This window comes from Thalassospira sp. TSL5-1, assembly GCF_001907695.1.
Lineage (GTDB): Bacteria > Pseudomonadota > Alphaproteobacteria > Rhodospirillales > Thalassospiraceae > Thalassospira.
On the sequence record NZ_KV880643.1, the window covers coordinates 73,650 to 95,698 of the forward strand.

At 55.0% G+C, this 22,049-nt stretch carries 18 protein-coding genes; 8 read left to right on the forward strand and 10 right to left on the reverse strand.

The genetic code is table 11. The features are described 5' to 3' along the window. Positions 1-2 precede the first annotated feature (2 nt). The 7 genes from LF95_RS21805 to LF95_RS21835 form a co-directional block, all read right to left on the reverse strand. Positions 3-1,325 (reverse strand): TRAP transporter large permease, encoded by a 1,323-nt coding sequence (locus tag LF95_RS21805; RefSeq protein ID WP_073957317.1) that lies wholly within the window; start codon positions 1,323-1,325, stop codon positions 3-5. Then, a complete protein-coding gene (locus tag LF95_RS21810) occupies positions 1,322-1,873 on the reverse strand; it encodes a TRAP transporter small permease (RefSeq protein ID WP_073957318.1) in 552 nt (183 codons plus the stop codon). The genes LF95_RS21805 and LF95_RS21810 overlap by 4 nt, the downstream gene beginning before the upstream one ends. Before the next feature lies 1 nt (position 1,874). Then, on the reverse strand, positions 1,875-2,927 hold the full coding sequence (locus LF95_RS21815; RefSeq protein WP_073957319.1) for a TRAP transporter substrate-binding protein: 1,053 nt from the start codon (positions 2,925-2,927) through the stop codon (positions 1,875-1,877). A gap of 171 nt (positions 2,928-3,098) precedes the next feature. Beyond that, complete coding sequence (locus tag LF95_RS21820) at positions 3,099-3,878, reverse strand: crotonase/enoyl-CoA hydratase family protein (protein WP_073957320.1); 780 nt, start codon at positions 3,876-3,878, stop codon at positions 3,099-3,101. A 40-nt stretch (positions 3,879-3,918) separates the two neighbouring features. Continuing rightward, entirely contained in the window at positions 3,919-4,683 is a 765-nt protein-coding gene (locus LF95_RS21825) for an SDR family NAD(P)-dependent oxidoreductase (protein ID WP_073957321.1), read from the reverse strand. Between the two features lie 135 nt (positions 4,684-4,818). Beyond that, positions 4,819-5,934: an NAD(P)-dependent alcohol dehydrogenase gene (locus tag LF95_RS21830; protein WP_073957322.1), complete on the reverse strand. Its 1,116-nt coding sequence runs from the start codon at positions 5,932-5,934 to the stop codon at positions 4,819-4,821. Positions 5,935-6,021: 87 nt separating this feature from the next. Next, positions 6,022-7,494: a benzaldehyde dehydrogenase gene (locus LF95_RS21835; RefSeq protein ID WP_073957323.1), complete on the reverse strand. Its 1,473-nt coding sequence runs from the start codon at positions 7,492-7,494 to the stop codon at positions 6,022-6,024. A gap of 299 nt (positions 7,495-7,793) precedes the next feature. On the opposite strand from LF95_RS21835, the gene LF95_RS21840 reads away from it, so the two are divergent. The 3 genes from LF95_RS21840 (at position 7,794) to LF95_RS21850 (ending at position 12,208) form a co-directional block, all read left to right on the forward strand. Then, entirely contained in the window at positions 7,794-9,659 is a 1,866-nt protein-coding gene (locus tag LF95_RS21840) for a feruloyl-CoA synthase (protein ID WP_252509858.1), read from the forward strand. Between the two features lies 1 nt (position 9,660). Next, positions 9,661-10,911 carry a thiolase family protein gene (locus LF95_RS21845; protein ID WP_073957325.1) on the forward strand — a complete coding sequence of 417 codons (1,251 nt, stop codon included), beginning with the start codon at positions 9,661-9,663 and terminating at the stop codon, positions 10,909-10,911. Between the two features lie 70 nt (positions 10,912-10,981). Beyond that, complete coding sequence (locus tag LF95_RS21850; protein WP_073957326.1) at positions 10,982-12,208, forward strand: serine hydrolase domain-containing protein; 1,227 nt, start codon at positions 10,982-10,984, stop codon at positions 12,206-12,208. Positions 12,209-12,268: 60 nt separating this feature from the next. Here LF95_RS21850 and LF95_RS21855 read toward each other — a convergent pair whose 3' ends face one another. Both LF95_RS21855 and LF95_RS21860 read right to left on the reverse strand, forming a co-directional pair. After that, entirely contained in the window at positions 12,269-13,363 is a 1,095-nt protein-coding gene (locus tag LF95_RS21855; RefSeq protein ID WP_073957327.1) for a beta-galactosidase BglB, read from the reverse strand. 50 nt (positions 13,364-13,413) lie between these two features. Further along, a complete protein-coding gene (locus LF95_RS21860; RefSeq protein WP_073957328.1) occupies positions 13,414-14,388 on the reverse strand; it encodes a TRAP transporter substrate-binding protein in 975 nt (324 codons plus the stop codon). 428 nt (positions 14,389-14,816) lie between these two features. On the opposite strand from LF95_RS21860, the gene LF95_RS21865 reads away from it, so the two are divergent. Genes LF95_RS21865 through kduD form a run of 3 tightly spaced genes read left to right on the forward strand, consistent with a single transcriptional unit; the run spans position 14,817 to position 17,415 of the window. Beyond that, positions 14,817-15,320 (forward strand): TRAP transporter small permease, encoded by a 504-nt coding sequence (locus LF95_RS21865; RefSeq protein ID WP_168173742.1) that lies wholly within the window; start codon positions 14,817-14,819, stop codon positions 15,318-15,320. A gap of 1 nt (position 15,321) precedes the next feature. Continuing rightward, entirely contained in the window at positions 15,322-16,644 is a 1,323-nt protein-coding gene (locus LF95_RS21870; protein WP_252509859.1) for a TRAP transporter large permease, read from the forward strand. 30 nt (positions 16,645-16,674) lie between these two features. Continuing rightward, on the forward strand, positions 16,675-17,415 hold the full coding sequence (kduD, locus tag LF95_RS21875) for a 2-dehydro-3-deoxy-D-gluconate 5-dehydrogenase KduD (RefSeq protein WP_073957330.1): 741 nt from the start codon (positions 16,675-16,677) through the stop codon (positions 17,413-17,415). A gap of 58 nt (positions 17,416-17,473) precedes the next feature. Here the strand turns inward: kduD and LF95_RS21880 are convergent, their stop codons facing one another. Next, entirely contained in the window at positions 17,474-18,490 is a 1,017-nt protein-coding gene (locus tag LF95_RS21880) for a LacI family DNA-binding transcriptional regulator (protein WP_073957331.1), read from the reverse strand. A 226-nt stretch (positions 18,491-18,716) separates the two neighbouring features. On the opposite strand from LF95_RS21880, the gene kduI reads away from it, so the two are divergent. After that, positions 18,717-19,547: a 5-dehydro-4-deoxy-D-glucuronate isomerase gene (gene kduI / locus LF95_RS21885; RefSeq protein WP_083607893.1), complete on the forward strand. Its 831-nt coding sequence runs from the start codon at positions 18,717-18,719 to the stop codon at positions 19,545-19,547. 3 nt (positions 19,548-19,550) lie between these two features. After that, a complete protein-coding gene (locus tag LF95_RS21890) occupies positions 19,551-22,019 on the forward strand; it encodes a hypothetical protein (protein WP_073957333.1) in 2,469 nt (822 codons plus the stop codon). Positions 22,020-22,049: the final 30 nt, after the last annotated feature.

Below are 22,049 nucleotides of genomic sequence, written 5' to 3' on the forward strand. Positions count from 1 at the left end.
CGCTATCCTGTCACGATATCGACAAGCCAGAAAGTCAGTGCGGGAAAGGCCACGATGATCGCAACGCGCAGGCATTCAACGATCAGGAACGGGACCGCACCGCGAAAAATTTTGCGGGTTGGAATATCGGGTGCCATTGCCGATATCATAAAAAGGTTCAAACCGACAGGGGGCGTGATCATCCCCAATTCGACAACAATCAGAGAAATGATCCCAAACCAGATGGCCTGGTGCGTTGGGTCCATGCCAAAATCCATTGCCATAAAGGCGGGGAAAAACACCGGCACCGTCAGCAAAATCATCGACAGGCTGTCCATGATACAGCCCATGACGATGTAAAAGGCAATGACAATCAATAAAACCGTCATGGGTGCGATACCCGCAGTTGCCACCCAGTCTGCCGCCATCGTTGGCACGCGGGTTAAGGCCAGGGCCACATTAAACAGGTCAGCGCCAAAAATGATGGCAAAGATCATCGCTGTCGCGCCAGCCGTTTCAATCACGCACTCAAACAACCCGCGCAGGGACAGGGTTCGCATTAAAATGCCGGTTAAGGCAATCAGGATCACGCCGACCGATGCCCCCTCGGCAGGGGTGAAAACGCCGCCATAAATCCCGCCCAGGACGGCAATAAAAACCAGGGCCACATGCCATATCCCGCCCAGGGACCGGATGCGTTCACGCAACGGCAGTCCTTTATGTGCCGGGCCTTCATCGGGAAACAGGCGCACATAAACGCCAATGGCCAGAACAAACCCCAACACCGCCAGAATACCGGGAATGGTGGCCGCCAAAAACAGTTTGACGATGTTTTGTTCTGTCAGCAGGGCATAAATGATCAGGACAACTGAAGGCGGGATCAGAATGCCAAGGGTGCCGCCAGCGGCCAGTGTGCCGGAACTGAGCGCGCCGGAATAACCATGACGCCGCATTTCCGGCAAGGCAACGCGGCCCATTGTTGTGGCCGTGGCAATCGATGACCCGCAAATGGAGCCAAAAGCGGCACATCCCGCCACCGATGCCATTGCCAGCCCGCCGCGCCAATGGCCCAGCCAGGCATTGGACGCGGTAAAAATCGCCCGGCTGATACCGGTGCGGGTGGCAATTTGCCCCATCAGAATAAACAGCGGAATGACGGCAAGATCATAGGATACATATTTATCGACGATGGCGGTTTTCAAATAGGCCATCAGCGGCAGCCAGCCTGACAGAGCCATATATCCACCCGCGCCAACCACCGCCATTGCCAGCGCAATGGGCATGCGCAAAAAGATCAGGGCCATCAAAACGACGACCATGATGATGCTGATTTCAACCGGACTCATTTAAGGGATTCCGTTTTGGCAGGGGATGAGGCAAAGAGCGGGAGTTTTTCAAGTGTATTGACCAGGGCAACCAGCCCCGAAAGTCCCAACCCGAAAATGGCAAACGCATAGATGATCCAGGTCGGTATGCGCAGCAGCATAGAGTGGTCGCGATAGGCCAGCATATCGATCAGGCCATCGATAAGACGCCACGCAATAAGGACCCACACCATACCAAAGGCAATTTCCCATATCTGGTCCAGCATATTGCGGGTGCGCTGGGGCAGGGCGGTGGTAAAAATATCCACCATCACATGGTTGCCCTTGCGCTGGCAGAGCGGCAGGAACAAAAAGGCGGCAATGCCACAGCCGATTTCGACCAGTTCAAAATCACCGCGAATGCCGCCAATACCGACATGACGCATCAGGACCGACAGGGTGACGGTGGCGGCCACGCCAAGAATGATGGCACCGGCCATGCCCGCACTGGTCAGGCAGGCCCAATCTATCATTTTGGCAAGGCCGCGCGTCGGTTCAGATTGTTGCTGTTTTGTGCTGTTTTCGGCCATTTCAGGCTGTCTCGGCATCGATAAGCTGGTTTATGCGGTCAATCATGGCCTTGCCGTCATGGCCGGCATCATTCAGCGTTTCAATCCAGTCATCAATCACCGGCTGGCTGGAGGCCTGCCAGCGGTCTACTTCCGCCTTGGGAATTTCAACAAATTTGTTGCCGTGCTCGGCACACATTTTACGGCCGACATCTTCGAATGTGTCAAACTGCTTGCCGATGCGGCGGGACAGATCAAGGCCCGAATTTGCATCAATGACGGCCTTAAGGTCGTCGGGTAATCCATCATAGGCGTCACCCGCCATTACAAGGGCAAAGGAGTTGGTATAAAGGCCGCGGGCATTTGCCGGGGTGCTGCAATGTACCGATGTCAGTTCGTGCAGCTTGAAGGCCGGAACAACCTCATAGGGCAGGCAGGTGCCGTCAATCACCCCATTGGCAAGGCCAACCGCCATTTCCGTAACCGGGAAGAAGACCGGTTCAGCGCCCAGAATGGAAAGGGCACGGCCAAAGCTCTGATTGGGGGCGCGAATTTGCAGTCCTTCCAGGTCGGCCTGTTTTTCAATGGCTTTATCGCGCATATGAAATTTGCCGCTGGCATGAACATGGAAGGCCAGGGGTTTCATGCCGCGATATTCATCCTGACCAAATTCATCCATGAATTTGTGCATGGCAACCGATGTGGCCTGGGCATTGGTAATCATGAAAGGCAGGCTGGCGGTTTCGGCAACCGGATAGCGCCCTGGCGTATATCCCGTTAGCGTCCAGCCAATATCGACAACATTACTGGCAACCTGGTCGGCAATTTGTGATGGCTTGCCCCCCAATTGCATGGCCGGAAAGATCTGGATGTCGATCCGCCCGTCAGATTGTTTGCGGATTTCCCGCGTCCAGGGTTCAAAAAAGGCCTTGTGCATCGGGGCGACGGGCGGCAGAAAATGGTGCAGCCGTAGCGTTACTTCTGCGGCACGGGCCTTGCCGATGATGGCAGGTGCCGCCAGCGCCCCGCCCATAAGGCCCAGCATTTGGCGGCGGTTAATCGAAAATCCCGACATTGAACATCTCCTCACGATGAAGGCTCCGGTTATGCCCGGATGCCATGTTCCTTCCTGAATATCAGGGCAGCCGCTTGGCGCGGCTTTTGCCCGCTTTTTTATGTTGTTTTACAGGTGGCCGCTCTATCGCGGCTCTATTATTTTGAATAACCGGATTGTTTATTTAGCCGGTTATTTAAAGTTTGGCGCCCGTTTTTCCAAAAAGGCGTTTAATCCTTCCCTTGCATCGTCACTGGTTTGGGTCAGGGCGGCGCACAGGCTTTCGGTAAACAGGCCATCCGCCTTTGCCATATCCTCGATCCGGGCGAGGGCCTGGATCATAATGTAATTTGAAAGCTGGGCATTGTCGGCAACTTTGGCGGCCAGTTCGTTTGCCTTTGCTTCGGCCTCAGTCGCACTGTCGCAAACATAATGCGACAGGCCGAGCCGCAGGCCATCTTCGGCAGTGTATTTGCGCCCGGTCAGCATCATTTCGATCATGCGGTCCGCCCCCAGGATTTTGCCAATTCGCACCGATGCGCCGCCGCCAACAAAAATGCCGCGCCGTCCTTCAGGCAGTTGATAAAAGGTGCTTGGGTCGGCAATGCGGATATGCGTTGCTGCCGCCAGTTCCAGCCCGCCGCCAATCACAGCGCCTCTCAGAACCGAAATGACGGGCAGGCCACCAAACTGGATTAAATCCATGATGCGGTGCCAGTTGCGCGAATGGCGCATGGTTTCGGCGGCGTCGCGCGCCACATGTTCCGACAGGTCCAGCCCCGCCGAAAAATGGTCGCCTTCACCGCTCAGGATCACGATCCGCACGTCCTTGGGCGGGTTGGCAAAAAAGGCACCCAGCGCATCCATAAGCGTGTCACTGACGGCATTACGCTTGTCTGGCCGCGTGATGGTCAAACGCGCAACCGTGCCATCGATTGTCACGTCCAATACGTCATTCGCGCCATTTGTCATGTTCTTTTTCCTTACGTAAAGCTGTCATTATTCAGGTAATTTATCGCGCCTGAAGGCGCACGGCCCCGTCAAGACGAATGACGGTGCCATTCAGCATGGTGTTTTCAACGATGTGGCAGGCCAGTTCGGCATATTCGCTGGCATGACCCAACCGTTTGGGGAACGGAATATTGGCCGCAATGGCCTCGCGGGCTTCATCGGGCAGGGTGTCGGTCATGGCGGTGGCAAACAGGCCCGGTGCGATGGTCATAACCCGAACGCCAATCCGTGCCAGTTCGCGCGCGGCGGGCAGCGTCATCGCGGCAATGCCACCTTTCGATGCTGCATAGGCACACTGGCCGATTTGGCCGTCCTCATAGCCCACCGATGATGTATTGATGATAACGCCACGTTCACCATCGTCATTCAGGGGGGCAGCTTCGGCCATTAATTTGGCGGCGTGGCTCAAGGTAATAAAGCTGCCGGTCAGATTGATGTTGAGCGTTTTGATAAAATCATCAATCGGCAAGTCGCCACTGCGCGGCAATATGCGGCTTGCGGTGCCGATCCCCGCACAATTGACAAGGATGCGTGGAATGCCAAGTTTGTTGGTCACAGTATTGAATGCCGCAGCAACCGAGGCCGGGTCGGCAATATCAACTGTGACGGCGATCCCGCCAATGTCGGCGGCAATTTGGTTTGCGGCGTCTTCATTACGGTCCAGGACGGCAACCCGTGCACCGGCTTTGGCAAATTTGCGCGCCGTTGCAGCGCCAAGGCCACTGCCACCGCCTGTTATGATGGCCGATAACTGATCAAGGTGCATTTCCTTACCTGAAATTAGTTATTATTTATAACAATTATATTTACACATCATCGCCCGGGGGTCAACTGTAGAAAGATTATCTCTCTTCAGAATTTTCCTTTTCAGGGATGATGTGTGCAGCCTCTCGACCCTTGATCAGGACTGTTCAGCGTGATCCATCAGGACGACGGGTTTGACCGATGTGCCGGTTGCGGAATCCTCGACCGCCTGGTTGATTTTGGCAAATGGATAGAAAGTCACCAGTTTGTCAAACGGGAAGCGTCCCTGAAGGTAAAGATCAATCAAAAACGGGATGAAGGTATCGGGGCTGGAATCCCCCTCGACAATGCCAACAAGTTTGCGTCCTGCACTCATCAGGTGCGTTTCATTCAACACAATTTCCACATCCGGCCCCGATGCGCCCAAAATGCCGCAGGTGCCGCGCGGGGCAAGGCTTTCAACAGCGGTGCGGATCACCGCCGGGATGCCGGTGGTATCCAGGGCGAAATTAACACCGTGTTCCAGCGTTGCCATGATCGCATCAATCGTGCCGGTTTTTCCCGGGTTGATGGTGTGGGTCGCCCCCAGTTCCCTGGCAAGCTCAAGCCGTTTGTCATTTGTATCAATGGCGATAATGGTTTTCGCATCGGCCACCTTTGCCGCCATCACAGCCGAAAGCCCGACCGAGCCGGTGCCAAAAACGGCAAAGGATTTTCCCGCGCCAACCTTTAGGGCATTAAGTACCGCACCCGCGCCGGTTTGTACGCCGCAGGCAAGCGGGCCCAGAAGGTTCAACGGCGCCTCCGGCTTGACTTTTACGATATTGAGCTCGTGGCAGATGGCATAGGTCGCAAACGAGGATTGACCGAAGAAATTTGCATGAATGCTGCCATCCTGATTTGACAGGGCCGTGGAGCCATCGGGCCGGGTGGCAAAGAAATTGCGTGGAAAGAATTCATAACAATAGGATGGCGCGTTATCTTCGCAGCTTGGGCAGTGACCACAGAAGTTAAATGTCATCACCACATGGTCGCCCGGTGCCACCTTGGTAACACCAGCACCGACCTGTGTGACAATGCCGGCCCCCTCATGACCCAGGACGACGGGCAAAGGGGTTGGCAAATGCCCATCCCGGACTGCAAGGTCGGTATGGCATACGCCGGTTGCAACCACCTTTACCAAAATCTCGCCTGCCCGGGGTGCTTCGATTTCAAGTGTTTCAAGCGAAAAGTCACCGCCTTTTTCGCGTGCGACTGCGGCACAAATTTCCATGTGTTTTCTCCCGGATATTTTATGATCTGTTTTCGTTCAACCCGCATAAATATGTGCGGGACAAGGGGGGCGTTTTGGCAAAGATGGTCAGAAAGGATAAGCCGTTGCTTCATCCTTTAGCGATACCCAAAGCCACTGCGTAAATTCCGCAATGTCGGCTGGTCCGCCGATGCGGGTGCCATTGCCGGACTTTCCACGCCCGCCAAAGGGGGCAAATGGGCCAGCATTGACAGTCTGGTCATTAATATGAAGATGGCCGACATTTAGCTGTTCGCCAACCTTGAGCGCCCTGTCGCGTGAGCCAGAGATCACACCTGCCGCAAGCCCGTATTGTGATCTGTTGGCAAGGTCGATGGCCTGTTCATCCGACTCAAAGGAGGCGATGCAGGCAACCGGACCAAAGATTTCTTCGTGAAAGGCGCGCATATCGGGGGTGATGCCAGCCAGTACGGTTGCCGGGTAAAACCTGTCGGTTGGTTTTCCGCCGGTAAGCAGGCGTGCGCCCTTGTTAATGGCATCATGAACAATGTCCTGAATGGTTTTGACCTGACCATCGGAAATGATTGGCCCCAGCGCGACCTGATCGGACATGGGATCACCGACTGGAAGATTTTGCGCCTTGGTCGCCAGGGTTTTTGTAATTTCCCCGGCGATGCTTTCATGGGCCAGCACCAGGCCGGTTGCCATACAGATTTGCCCCTGATGCAGGAAGGCACCCCAGGCGGCATTTGAGGCCGCCACCGCGACATCGGCGTCGTCCAGAATGATCAGGGTGTTTTTGCCGCCCAGTTCCAGTTGCACTTTCTTAAGGTGCTTTCCACACAGCTCGCCAACCCGTGCCCCTGCATTGGCCGAGCCGGTAAAGGAGATCATCGCAATGTCGGGGCTGGTGCACAGGGCTTCGCCCGCCGATGCGCCGCCGGGGATAACGTGCAGTAATCCTTTTGGCAGACCGGCTTCTTCAAAAATGCGGGCAATGATGATGCCTCCGGAAATGGGTGTGCGCGGGTCCGGTTTGTGAACAACGGCATTGCCAAGGGCCAGGGCGGGGGCAATCGCCCGAACAGAGAGGACCAGGGGAAAATTGAACGGCGAAATAACCCCGACAACACCATGCGGAATACGCTTTGCGTAATTGGGGCGGCCGTCAAGCTCTGGCAGTTCGATGGTCATGGGTTGTGTTGCCAGCGATGCGGCATGGCGGATAAAGGCGGCACCATGTTCAATTTCGATGCCCGCCTTGATGCGGGTTGAGCCTGATTCCTTCATGATCCACGGGATCAGTTCTTCGGCGTTGGCTTCCAGAAGATCGGTTGTTGTATGGAGGATTTTTGCGCGGGTTTCGGGCGCTTCTTTGGCCCAACTGCGCTGGGCGAGGCGGGCCTCCCTGGCGGCGCGTGTAATATCGGCAGCTATGCCAAATCCGACAGAGGCAATGGCCTGCCCGGTGGCCGGGTTTGTGACGTCTATTTTGCCGCCATTTGCCGGTTCCCAGTCGGAAAACAGCACTTTGCCCTGCCATTTGTCGCTGGCGATGAAGGTTTTGGTGTTCTGGTTCATTTCTTCCTCCCGGTGTGTTTTTTTGATTTGTCGTTGTTGTTTGCTTCATCGCCACATGGGGTCAATGGGGAATGTGGGTGAAGTAAGGGGGTCAAGCTTCGCTGTGCAATATTGTTATAAATTATAATAGTTATACAAGTTAGGCAACGCCATTTTTGTGGCTCGGGGTGGCTCGAATGTCGCGCGCTCGTTAAATTTGAGGGATGCTAATCCCGTTTCGCGATATTTCGCTTGATGTAATGAATCATTATTGTTATTAATTATAACAAATAAAAAATGATCAGTGGAGGATTCGTATCATGCCTATGATTGCTGAACCCGGATTGCGTCCGGTTCGCATGGGGGATACTCGCGTTTCGGCATCAAAGCGGGACGATGGCACCATTTATGTGCACTCAGGTGAAACACCCGATGACTATCCCCGCGCCATTACCGACAAACTGGATTACTGGGCCGAACAGACGCCCGATCAGGTGTTTTTGGCAGACCGGGATCCATCCGGTGACTGGGAAACGCGGACCTATCGCCAAACCCGCCAGGAAGTCCGCCAGTTAGCGCAATATCTGTTAAGTCTCGACCTTTCAGTGGATCGCCCGGTTTTAATCCTGTCGGGCAACAGCCTTGCGCATGGTTTATTGGCCCTGGCCGCCATGTATGTTGGCATTCCCTATGCGCCGGTTTCATCGGCTTATTCCCTGATCTCAAAGGACTTTGCCAAACTGCGCCATGTGTGCGAACTGCTGGAACCCGGTTTGGTGTTTGTCGAAGACGGGGCAAAATACGCCAAGGCATTATCTGCCGTGCTGCCTGCCAAAACGCGGATTTTGGTGGTTGAAAACGGCCTGTCGGAATTTGCGGTCGATACGTTTTCAAATGCGCTTGCCACCGATGTGACGGATGCGGTGGACCGGGCCAATGCCCGTGTGACCGAGGATACCATTGCCAAATTCCTGTTTACATCCGGCTCCACCGGGATGCCCAAGGCCGTGATCAACACGCAACGCATGATCTGTTTTAACCAGATGATGTTGCGCCATACCCTGGCTTTTTTGCAGGACGAACCCCCGGTGATGCTGGACTGGCTGCCATGGAACCATACGGCGGGCGGTAATCATAATTTTGGCATCGCCCTTTATAATGGCGGCAGTTTTTACATCGATCAGGGCAAGCCAACCCCGGACGGCATTTTTGAAACCGTCCGTAATCTATGTGAAATCTCGCCAACCATGTATTTTAACGTCCCTAAGGGGTTTGAAATGCTGGTGCAGCATTTGCAGGAAAATCCGGCTTTGCGGGACTCGTTTTTTCGGCGGCTTAAGCTGATGCAATATGCCGGGGCGGGTTTGTCGCAATATGTGTGGGACAATCTCGAACGCATCGCCCTTGATACCATCGGCGAGAAAATCGTGATGGTCACGGGTTATGGCTCCACCGAAACCGCCCCGTTTGCCTTTACCACCACCTGGGCGGTGGATCAGGCGGCCAGTGTTGGCCTTCCGGCGGTGGGGCTGGATGTTAAGCTGGTGCCCAATGGCGAAAAACTTGAAGTGCGCCTGCGCGGACCCAGCATCACGCCAGGATACTGGAAACAGCCCGATAAAACCCGGGAATCATTTGATGACGAGGGCTATTATCTGATTGGTGATGCGTTAAAATTTGTCGATCCCGATCATATTGAACGTGGTTTTCTGTTTGACGGGCGGGTGTGCGAGGATTTCAAACTATCGACCGGCACTTGGGTGCATGTTGCTGCCATCCGGGCCAATATTGCCGAAACCTTTGCCCCCTATGTGCGTGATGCGGTTTTAACCGGCCTTAATGAAAATCATATCGGCGCATTGCTGTTTGCCGATTTTGTCGCCTGCCGAAAATTATGCCCCGATTTGCCGGATGGCGCATCCGAACGCGATATCGCAACCCATCCGGCTGTTCTGGCACATTTCCAGCAAAAACTGAACGAACTGGCCGCACAGGCCACCGGGAGTGCCCAGTTGGTTGCCTGCGCCATCCTGCTGGATCGATCACCGGACCTTGATGCCCATGAAGTCACGGATAAAGGATCGATCAATCAGCGCGCCGTTTTGACCAGCCGTGCCGACAAGGTTGCTGATCTGTACCGGGAGCCAGCGCCAGAACATGTGATGATCGCGCAGAAAGGAAACTGAGATGACCGGAATTACGAAAGGATTGCGCACCGAATTTGAGGATGTGTGGCTGTTGGGCGGCAAGCGGACGCCCTTTGTTGATTATACCGGTGCCTTTGGCAAAATTTCACCGATTGACCTTGGCATCAAGGCCGCACGGGCCGCCATCGAACAGGCGGGCGTGAATGCGGCGGATATTGATTTTACCGTGGCGGGCTCGATGGCCCAGGCATCGTTTGATGCCTATATGACGCCGCGCCATATTGGGCTTTATGCCGGTGTTCCGGTGGATCGTCCCGCCCATCTTGTCCAGCGTATTTGCGGCACCGGGATCGAGGTCATCTTGCAGGCGGCCGATCATATCTCGCTGGGGCGTGGGCACCTGGCCCTGTGTGTGGGCACGGAATCCATGAGCCGCAATCCTGTTGCTGCCTATACCCATCGCAGCGGGTTTCGCATGGGGCAGGTGGAGTTCAAGGATTTCCTGTGGGAGGCCCTGCTGGATCCGGCGGTTAATTGCACGATGGGCGATACGGCGGAAAACCTGGCGAAACAATACGATATTTCCCGGCAAGAGGTGGACCATTTTGCCGCGCGCAGTTTTGAACGCGCCGTGCGTGCCCAGGAAGACGGTTTTTTGGCGGGCGAAATTACGCCTGTTACCAACGAAACATTTGCGACTGATGGTTTTAACAATCGTGACATTCGCCTGCCGCGCAACATTGATCAGGTAGATGCGGATTCTCATGTCAAACCGTCTTCTTACGAAGTTCTTGCAAAAATCCGTCCCGCATTTGGCGGGGTGCAAACGGGGGGAAATTCGTCTGCCGTGGTGGATGGTGCGGCGGCAGTTGTGCTGGGCAGTGCAGCCTATGCCAGGGCGCATAATCTTGCCCCGCAGGCGCGCATCATTGCCGGTGTATCGGTAGGCGTGCCGCCGGAAATTATGGGCATTGGCCCGGTCCCGGCCATTCGGGCCCTGCTGGACCATACCGGCATGACGCTGGATCAAATCGACCGGATTGAAATTAACGAGGCCTTTGGCGCGCAAATTCTCGCCTGCATTCGCGAACTGGAACTGGACGAGGATAAGGTCAATGTCAATGGCGGGGCGATTGCCATTGGGCATCCTCTTGCTGCCACGGGGGTGCGCATTACCAATACCCTTGCCCGCGCGTTGCATCAGTGTGGCGGGCGCTATGGCATTGCGTCGGCCTGTATTGGCGGCGGGCAGGGCATTGCTGTTTTGATCGAGCGGGCAGAGGTTAACTGATTATTATTTCTGTGTATCGCGGCGTGTCCGGTTCATCCGTCATTCATGCCAAAACGGGAGGATAAATAGAATGTTACATCGTCGTTTATGGGGGGCGGCAGCATTTGCCGGTGCCATCGCAACATCTGCTGTTCCCGGCTTTGCCACCGAGCAGACGTCACGCTGGTTAACACCAACCATGATCAATGCCCGGGCGCATATGTTTTCGCCGGATCTGAACTTTTTGACCTTTCAGCATATGAACCAGATGTTTGCCACCCGTACCGTCAAGGCGGGGGATCATGTTTGGCAGTTGCCGGAAAAGCCGGTGTCGCTGGAAGGCGATTATACCCTGAATGGCAAAACTGTTAGCCTGGATGGCTATCTGGAAGCGGTTTATACCAACGCTCTGGTGGTCGTGAAGGATGGGGCGATTGTTTATGAAACCTATCGTAATGGCAGCACGCCCGATACCCGCTTTATGACCTTTTCGGTTGCCAAGTCTTATGTCTCGACCTTGATCGGTTTGGCGCTGCATGACGGTTTCATCAAAAGCCTGGATGACAAGGTAACAGACTACCTGCCCGAAATGGCGGGATCGGGCTATGACGGGCCGACAATCCGCGATCTGCTGCGTATGCGCTCTGGCGTGGACTGGCAGGAAATTTATAAATTCGGCAGCGAAACCCAACTGACTCAGGTGCATGATAATTCGCTGGTGGGCTATAAATACCGCTGGTGTGATTATGCCGCCAATCAGTCCAAGCCCGGCCCCAACAAGCCCGGCGCGGTTTTTAATTACGCCACCCTGGATACCAGTGTGTTGGGCTGTGTGCTCGAACGTGTGGTGGGCATGACCGGGGCGGAATATATGTCCAAAAAGCTCTGGCAGCCCGCAGGCATGGAAAATGATGCCTATTGGGTGATGGACGGCCCGGAAAATGTTGGGCGGGAATTTTTTGGTGCCGGATTAAACGCCACCGCCCGCGACCATGCCCGCTTTGGCCTGATGTTTTTAAATGGCGGCAAGGCCAATGGCAAACAGGTTGTCCCGGCTGACTGGGTCCAAGAGGCCACCGTGCCCGATGAAGGTTATGAACCAACGGCAGCGGGTGAACCGTTTGGCTATCAATATCAATGGTGGACCCTGCCGGGATCGGATGCCTATTCGGCGATTGGCCTGTTTCACCAGTTCATTTATGTCGATCCGGCAAACAATATGGTGATCGTCAAGGCCAGCTACACGCCAGAGCCCGAAGGCCGGGAAGACGAAAATATCAGCTTGTTTAACCAGATTGCAGACCGGCTGTCGAAATAAACAAAGGGCTTGTCGGGGGGATTTCCTGACAAGCCCTTTTTGCCATCTTAACCAACTTTATCAGTTAATATGATTAAGTGCCTCGACTAGGCACAGCAGTGCCATTGACTGCCCATATCCCGTTGGATGCAGCGGAATATCTTTGTAGAATTGAAGGTCATGCCCCATCCGGGTGCCATAGGACACCTGCTGGACAACGCCCTCATGATCAATGTTGCGGAGCACGGCCTGAAGGGCCTTGTTTCCGGCGTCCTTCCAGTTTTCCGGGCCCAGACCCAGGCGATAGCCCTTGAGCAGGGCATAGCCGATGGCTGAGGTCGCCGAAATTTCCTCGTAAGAGGAAGGATCATCCACCAGGGTGCGCCAGGCCCCGCTTTCACATTGATATTCCAGAAGCGACGTTAGCTGTGCCTTGACCACCCAAAGCAGGAACCGGCGGGTCGCCGGATCAAGCTCCGCCAGGTCGATCAAATCCAGGATACCGGCCGAAATCCAGGAATTCCCCCGGGCCCAGCGGGCACGGGCAAAATTGTGGTTGCCATCAAAGCTCCAGCCGTGAAACCACAATGCTGTTTCAGGTTCACACAGATAATGCGTATGAACCAGAAACTGGAATTTTGCTTCATCCACCAGCTCCGGGCGTTCCGCCCCCTGACCATAAGATGCCAGGAAAAGGGCCAGCATGAACAGGGTGTCGTCCCACAATTCACCATCGTTGATCTTGTCGGACACATCATGCTGAAACCCGCCAGAAACCGTGCGCGGGGCTTCCTCGATCAGTCGGTTGGCCCAGTCATCGAGCACGGGTTTCCAGCGGGGATCACGGGTCTGCTGCCATAAAAGGGAAAGCGCCAGCATGGGGGCTGTCGTGTTCACATTTTGCGGCGGCAGACCCTGTTTAAGCTGTTTTTCGTACCAGTTTTCCAGAATTTCCCGCGCCTGTTCGTCTCCGGTTTGCAGCCATAATTGTGCAATCCCGTAAAGCCCGACACCCTGAGGCCATTCCCAACTGTCAAAACTGACATAATCCCCGGCCGTTCCATCGAGGTTCGGTTCGTTGAACTGTCCTTCATCACGCAGGTTGCGCAGGCCTTTAACGATCTGGGATATTTTGCTTTGCAGGTCGTCGCGAAGGCTGAGGGTATCGGTTCCCATTATTATCTCTCGCTGTTTTTATTTGAGAATCATGCGGCGCGGCGTGGAAATCATTCGGTATCGAGAATCTGGTTCAAAAGGCCGCCAAAATCCGGGTCATCGCGATATTCATCAAGCAGCGGCATGACCTTTTCGCGGAAAGGCGCCTGATCCGGGGTGACAAAGGTGACGCCCATATTTTCCGCTTCGGTTTTTGCATCGGTGATGGCCTTGTCCCAGATCCCGCGGAAGGATTCGGTTGCGTGAACGGCGGCTTCCTTGACGATGGCATATTGCGCATCGGTCAGTTTTTTGGCGGCGGCATTGGAAATGACCAGGAAGTCGGGAATGCGCAGATGTTCATCCTGCGAATAGAATTTGGCAACTTCGCCATGACGGCCGATGGTCAGTGCCGTCACATTGTTTTCCGCACCATCAATCACGCCCATTTGCAAGGCCGTGTAAATTTCGGCATAGGGCATCGGGGTTGGTGATCCACCCATCATTTCGACCATACGGATGGAGCTGTTTGAATTTAGCACCCGGATTTTAAGGCCCGAGAGGTCCTCTGGTTTGTTGATCGGTTTGTCGACGGTGTAAAAAGAACGCGCCCCGCTGTCAAAAAAGGTCAGGCCAACAAAGCCGCTGTCTTTGGTTGCGTTATAGACTTCATCCGCCACCGGCCCCGTCATGACGCGATAAAAATGATCTTCGCTTTTGAAGATATAGGGCAGGGTGAAGGCCTTGAAGATCGGGTCAAAATTTTCAAGGTTCCCCGCACTGACACGGGTCATGTCAACCGCACCATTCTGAAGCTGTTCAAGAACCTCGCGTTCCGATCCCAGAACGGCATTCAGATACAGGCGGATCGTGACTTCGCCATCGGTGCGTTCTTTGACTTCATCGGCAAACTGCTGCAGGGCCGTGCTGGTCGGGTGGTCCGCCGACAGAGAATTGGCAAGTGTCAGGCGGGTTTTTGCCTCGACCGGGCCTGCGGCAAGTGTTGCAAATGCTGCCAGAGCAAAAGCAAGTTTCTGATATTTCATTATTTTCCTCCCTTGGGACATCTTTCCGCTATTAAGGCGGTGACGAAAATGCCATCAGATTTGCTCGATGGCATGTATGGAAAAATGTCATTGTGAAAATAATATTGCTATATGTAATAAATTTTCATTCGTGATTGTGGCGTTAGGAGGCTATTTGCTTGGATTGATAAACGGCAATGGCTGCCGGCGGCTATTGTCTGTGGAAGATGGTCATCATTTCCGCATATGCGATGTTGATCCGGCTGAACAGGCAGGCCTGTACTGGGAAAACGAAGGAGGTTTGATGAGAGATAAGTTTGACATATAGAATATGAAAATAATTTTCAGATTGCAGATGTTGTTTTCACATCGCATGGTCTGTTTTTGCACAAAACAAAAAATTTGGTGCCGCAATGTGCACCGGGCAACTTCGACGGAGGAAACGCGAAGTGTTGCATTCATTCAAGCGCGGTCTTGAGCACCTGCTGCTGGGGGTCATCTCCATCACCTTGTGCTGTATGGTCGCCCTCATGCTCTGGCAGGTTTTTACCCGCTATGTGCTGGCGACACCTGCCTTATTTACCGAAGAAACCCTCAGATTCACCATGATCTGGATGGCGCTGTTGGGTTCGGCCTATTGTTTTGGCACCCGCAAGCATCTGTCGCTCGATTTGCTGATTTATATGGGGCCTGGCTGGTGGAAAAAGCTGCTGGCAACGTTAAACGGCCTGATTTCGATCTCGTTTGCCAGCTTCGCCATGCTGATTGGGGGCTGGAAAGCCGCCATGTCGGCGATGTCGCAACTCTCCCCGATCATGCAGGTGCCAATGGGCATGGTGTATCTGGCCGTGCCGGTGGCGGCATGCCTGATCATTGTGCTGCAAAGCCTTAATATAATTCTCATTTTGGCTGGGCAACTGGCACCCGTCGAAGAAGCGCAGGACACGGTCTGACATGGATACTCTTATTGATTTTATGCTCGACCCTGCCGGCGCAGCCGTTGTCATGTTTGTGCTGTTTTTTGGGCTTTTGATCCTCGGCACACCCATTTCCATCGCCATTGGCGTGTCTTCTTTTGTTACCGGGTTTGCTTATCTGCCATCCAATGTCATCGGTTTTATCAGCGCGCAAAAGATGTTTTCCGGCATCGACAGTTTCACCTTGCTGGCGATCCCGTTTTTTGTGCTTGCGGGCAATATCATGAACAAGGGCGGCATCGCCATCCGGCTGGTTAATCTTGCCAAATTGCTGGGCGGGCGGATGCCCGGCGCATTGGCGCATACCAATGTTCTTGCCAATATGCTGTTTGGCTCTATTTCCGGCTCGTCTATTGCGGCGGCTGCCGGTGTTGGCGGGGTGATTGGCCCGCTACAGCGCAAGGAAGGCTATGATCCGGCCTTTTGTGCGGCGGTTAATATTGCCTCTGCGCCGACCGGCATCCTTATTCCGCCCAGCGGGCCGCTGATTTTGTTTTCGCTGGTGTCTGGCGGTACCTCCATTTCCGCCCTGTTTCTGGGCGGTTATTTGCCCGGGATTTTAATGGGTCTGTCGGTGATGGCGGTGGTGACGGTTATCGCCATTCGTAAGGGGTATCGCACCGAAGGTCATGCAAGCTGGGCCGAGATTTTTACCGTTATCTGGCAGGCCTTTCCCGCGCTGCTGATGATTATTCTGGTGATTGGCGGTATTGCCGTGGGCGCGTTTACTGCGACCGAGGGTGCGGCGGTTGCCGTGTTTTATTCGTTCATTTTGTCGCTGCTCTATCGCCTGGCAAGCTGGCGCGAATATCTTGATGCCCTTAAAAGTTCGGCTGTGACCAGTTGTTCGATCCTGTTTCTGATCGCGGCTTCGGGCATCATGTCCTATGTCATGACGATTGCCGGTATCCCCGATGTGATTGCCGATACAATTCTGACATTCGACAACCCGATCATGATTTTGCTGGTTATGAATGTCTGTTTGCTGGTGATCGGGTTTTTCATGGATCTGACACCGGCAGTACTGATTTTCACACCCATCTTTTTGCCCATCGCCCATGAAATTGGCATGAACCCTGTGCATTTGGGCATTGTCATGATTTTCAATCTTGGTGTGGGTTCGATGACGCCGCCGGTGGGCAGCGTTTTGTTTGTCGGCTGTGCGGTGGCCAATTTGCGGATTGATCAGGTGATCCGCCCGATCATGCCCTTTTTCTTTGCCACAACCGCCGCCCTGCTTTTGACCACCTATGTGCCGTGGCTGACGCTGGCTTTGCCGCGTTTCCTTGGCCTGATGTGATATGTCCCTTCTTTGGAACGGAGTTACCTTATGAATGCGTTTTCCCTGAATGGTCGTAAAGCCCTGATTACCGGTGCCAATGCCGGTATCGGGCAGGCGATTGCCATTGCAATGGCCCGTGCCGGTGCGACGGTTGTTTGTGCCGGTCGCCGAAGCTCTGCCGAAACCGTATCGGCCATTACCGATGCCGGGGGAACGGCGAGCGAAATCATTGTTGATTTTGCGGACCCTATGGCTGGTGCGTCCCTGTTTAAAGGCGAGGGCATTGATATTCTGGTCAATAATGCCGGGATCATTCGCCGGGCCGACAGTGTTGATTTCACCGAAGAAGACTGGGATGCGGTGATGGATGTCAATGTCAAGGCGGTGTTCTTTACATCGCAGGCGTTTGCCAAAGAACTGCTGGACCAGAACCGCACGGGCAAGATCGTTAATATTGCATCTTTGCTGTCATTTCAGGGCGGCATTCGTGTGCCATCCTATACGACGGCCAAACATGGTGTGGCGGGCTTGACCCGTATTCTCGCCAATGAATGGACCGCAAGCGGGATTAATGTCAACGCGATTGCGCCGGGTTACATTGCTACCAATAACACCCAGGCCCTGCGCGATGACCCGGACCGCTCTGCTGCCATTCTGGACCGTATTCCCGCCGGTCGCTGGGGCCGCCCGGAGGACATTGCTGAAAGTGCGGTTTATCTGGCCGCCCCGGCGTCGGACTATGTTTCAGGGGCAATCCTGAATGTTGATGGCGGCTGGCTCGCCCGCTAGGGCGGGCTGTTTGCCAACCGTGATATTCCCATATCGGCGCAAACCAGAAGGTTTGCGCCTATTTTTTTGCTGGCGGGCACACACTTTCACGATTTATCAGCTCGCACGCCAGTTCGATCCGGCGGGCGGGCATATCTATGCCCGCATTGACCAGGCGGCACGTCTCGATCAGCAAATCCAGCGACAGGGCGCCAACGGTTTGCATGGGGATTTTAACCGATGTCAGGGCGGGGGACATATACTGCCCCTGCGGCAACCCATCGATGCCGATCACGGAAACATCCTTTGGCACCACATACCCCTTGGCCTGAAGCGCGGATACCGCACCCACCGCCAAAATGTCACCTGCCGCAACAATGGCGCTAAAGGGTAAATTGCTGTCAACCACTTCCGCCACGCGCTGGCTGGCGGCTTCGGCGGTCCAGTCATCAACATCAATCACGTAATCCGGGTTGTAATGCTCTGCCATTGCATCCTGCCAGCCTTCGCGCCGCCGCTGGATGGTGCGCCGACCCGGGCGATTGAGAAACAGGATGCGCCGGTGTCCCTGCGCCATCAGGTGTTTGGTCGCAAGCGTCGCGGCTGATCGGTTACAGGGCGTGACAGAGCTAAGCGCCATTTCCGGGTCATCGCCATTGACCATGACAGCCGGTATGCCGGAGCCGCGCACATATTCAAGGGTGGCATCATCGACCGATACCAGCAAAAGACCAATCAGGTCCGGGGCCTGGGCGGCGTCATAAAGGTCTTCAAACCGCTGATTGGGCTGATAAATGTAGGACTCAATGCGGATGTCCCGGCTTTCGGCCCGTTCGCGCAAGCCTTCCAGCACATACATCGTAAATTGACTGCGTTTGAAGTCGATCATGGCCTCCTGAGAGGACACGATCAGCACCTTTTGGCCCGATGCCGTGCTGGGAAGTGCATAATTCATTTCAATGGCCGTCGCCCGGATACGGGACGCAAGCTGTTCGCGCACATAGCCGTTTCCGCTAAGTGCGCGCGAGACCGTCGCGGTTGAAACCCCAAGGCGCGATGCAATGTCACTGATTTTTGTTCGACCACTAACTGACATGATTTCCTCTTTTCTGATAATATCAGTATGTGGAATTTAATTACATGTTGCACGATAAATTTCTTAATGTGATGTTTTTTCTTGTGGTGAGGGACACGACACCAGTTCGTGCCGTGAGTAATTGGTGCTGCTGATGTTTCCCGAACCTTCCGTTTTAAAAAGTTAAGGTGCCGAAAAACGGTACCTGAAACGTGCAGGAACATCCGAAGGAGATAGTCCCGTGGCAATGGAACAACGCTATGGTGCCGGGCCGGACCAGATTGACGGCATGAATACATCGCAGCTTCGCGAGAATTTTATGGTTGAAAACCTGTTCACGCCGGGCGAGATCCGCTTTGCCTACACCCATTTTGATCGCATGATTGTTGGGGGTGCTGTGCCGCTTGATGGCGCGCTTTCCTTTGGCGGCGGCGAAGATGTAGGGACCGAGCTGTTTTTTGACGCTCGCGAGATGGGAATTGCCAATCTCGGCGGTGCGGGCTGGATCGAGGTGGATGGCACCCGTTACGAACTCGCCAATCGCGACGTCTTGTATGTGGGCCGCGGGACGAAGGCTGTGAAGCTTGGCAGCAATGACGCGGCACAGCCCGCCTGGTTTTACATGAATTCCGTTCCTGCCGGGCAGGCGATTGAAACGCGGCTGATTACGCGCGCGGAATCCAAGATTCTTGAACTGGGTGACGCTGAAAAAAGCAATTGCCGGTCGCTGGCAATGTATATCCACCCTGAAGTGTCGCCTTCCTGCCTGCTGCTTATGGGGATTACCGACCCGGCGAAAGGCTCTGTCTGGAATACCATGCCGCCGCATTTGCATGAACGGCGTATGGAGGCCTATTGCTATTTTGACCTGTCTGATGAAGACCGCGTGATGCACTTTATGGGGCGGCCGGATAATACCCGCCATCTGGTTGTTGCCAATGGTGATATTGTCTTGTCACCGGCATGGTCGATTCATATGGGTGCCGGGACCGGGCCGTATGGCTTTGTCTGGGGCATGACAGGTGAAAACCAGGCATATACCGACGTGTCGCCGGTTGCCATAAAGGAGCTGCGCTAAATCATGGTTCTTTACCCCGGTTCGCCCGTTCCCTATTGGCAGGTAACGTCGCTTGAGGAAAGCCGCTATGACGTTGCCGATATGCCAATGGAAGGAGAGATGGATTCAACCTTTTTCCTGACCAAGGAAAAGAACTTTATCCCGCATACCTATCCTTGCCGGACGGCCTATATCGAGGAACGCCGGGGTAAAGAGCTTCCGGCCCGGTCTTTTCCGGACTGGTCCGGGGCGCGCAATATTTTGCCGGGTGGGTCGCCGTTTCTGGATCTTTCCGGTTTCTGGTTTCGGGCAACGCAAATTTTCGGCTGGGCCCGAACCGCGATTGTCGCAGACGAAGCCGGTCTGGCCCGCTTGCGGGTTGGCATTTGCGGCGCGGCGAAGGTTTACGTCAATGGCGCTGCGGTGGCATGGCTGTCGCCAGCCACCCGCAATGCGTTGGACGAACTTGAATTTGAAGCACCGCTGGTGGCGGGGCATAATGAAATTACGGTCCAGTTCGAGGATCTTTGCGAACGCGATGCGGTGATTCGTATTGCGCTCTCCTGGATTGACGGCCCAAAGGCCCGGGCGGGCAATTGTTTTCCCGCACCAGCGCACACCGTTTCGGCGGTTGAGGCCGCTGTGGATGCGATGCACCTGGATCGCAAGTTTTATGATGATCGCGATATCTGGCTGGTTTTGCCGGTGGCGTTTCCCGGTGCCGTGACAGGCCGGATCAGGGTTGCCGGTCATTTCATGTCGCATGACCATGATGATGTGCCGTTTGATATTCCTGCCGGGGCGGACCGGGTGCGTTTGGCGGCATCAAATGATTTCCCGGCCGATTACCGCTATTTCGAGATGTCTTTTCAGTGCGGCGATTTTGCCACCGAAGCACGATTGGGTGCGGAAGTAAGCTGGCGGTCCTCCACCGCGCAGCCATCGCCAGATATGTCGGCCCGCATTGCCGAAATGCTGGAATGGATTGCGTGTCACGCCGAAACTGATACCGAAACGGCGCTGGCCTGCGTCGCCCAGGGCGACGATGCGTCGCTTAACCGGGCTTACGAAATCATCAATACCGCCTTGCCGGGGATCGAGGATTGTTTCGACTGTGCGGATTTTGCGCTGGTGCCGTTACTGTGGACCCGCATTGTCTATCAGGACCGTTTGCCCGCGGATCTGGTGAAACGGATTGATGCCGCGATTTTTGAATTCCGCTACTGGATGGATGAACCGGGCAATGATGTGCAGTGGTATTTCTCGGAAAATCACGCGCTGCTGTTTCATACTGCGGCCTATCTGGCAGGCAACCATTTCCCCGATGCCCATTTCAGGCGTGCGGATCGTTCGGGTGTGGCGCATCGCAAGGCGGGCTATGACCGCCTGATGGCGTGGTTTGACCATTTTGAAGCCGCCGAAATGGCGGAATTCAATTCGGGCACCTATTTCCCGATTGACCTTAAGGGGTTAACCGCCCTGTTTGCCCTGGCCCCGGATGCGGTTATTCGCGATCGGGCGTCGCGTGCCATTGTCCGGCTGATCACCATGATCGCCCATTCCGCCCATCACGGGGTGATTACCGGGGCACAGGGGCGCAGTTATGAACATTCCCTATGTGTGGCCGACACCCTGGAACTGACCGGCCTTGCCCGTTTGCTGTGGGGCAAGGGGCAATTTGGCGCACATGTCAATTGCCTGGCCCAGGTGGCGCTGGCCTTGCGTGATTATGGCTTAAATCTGCCGGACCTTGCCGATATTGCCTGTTGGGAAAAGCCCGATGCGGCACAGGAATGGACCTTCTGGCAGGGGGAAAACGCCTTTTGCCGGTTGTATCATTATAAAACCAGTGAAACGGCAATGGGGTCTGCGGCCCTTTATCGCTGGCGCGACTGGGGCTATCAGGAAACCCTGATTCAGGCCCGTATTGGTCGCGAACCCGGCGCACAATTGTTCATCAACCATCCCGGTGAAATTGTGCAATCGGGTTTTGGGCGGCCATCCTTCTGGGGCGGGTCGGCCAGTGTGCCGCGTGTGCAGCAATATCGAGACCTTGCCATTGTGCGGTTTGAAGGGGTCGCCCCGCAGCCCGATTTCACCCATGCCTGGTTCCCGACCCCCATTTTTGACGAATGGCAGGTTGATGCGAACAGGGCCTGTGCCCGTTCGGGCGCGGGGGCGTTGCTGGTTTCGGCCTCCGGTCCGCTGGAACTGGTGAAAACGGGAAGCTCCGCCGCCCATGAATTGCGCCTTGCCGGGCGGGACAGCATCTGGGTGCTCCGGCTGGGCCATACACAGGATTTGTCCGGGTTTGCAGCGCGCCATGCTCTGTCGGTTGAGGCCGGGGATGACGGCACCTACCGTATCGAGGATGCCGATTATGGCACTGTGCTGTTTCAGGCCAACGGTGTTGTGAAGGCAGAAGGCCGCATCCTCGACCCGATGGAATGGACCCTGCAAGGCAGCCGCGTGGAACTGCCGCTGATCAAATAGCCTGCACCTGGCTTTAACCTCCCGCTGGTG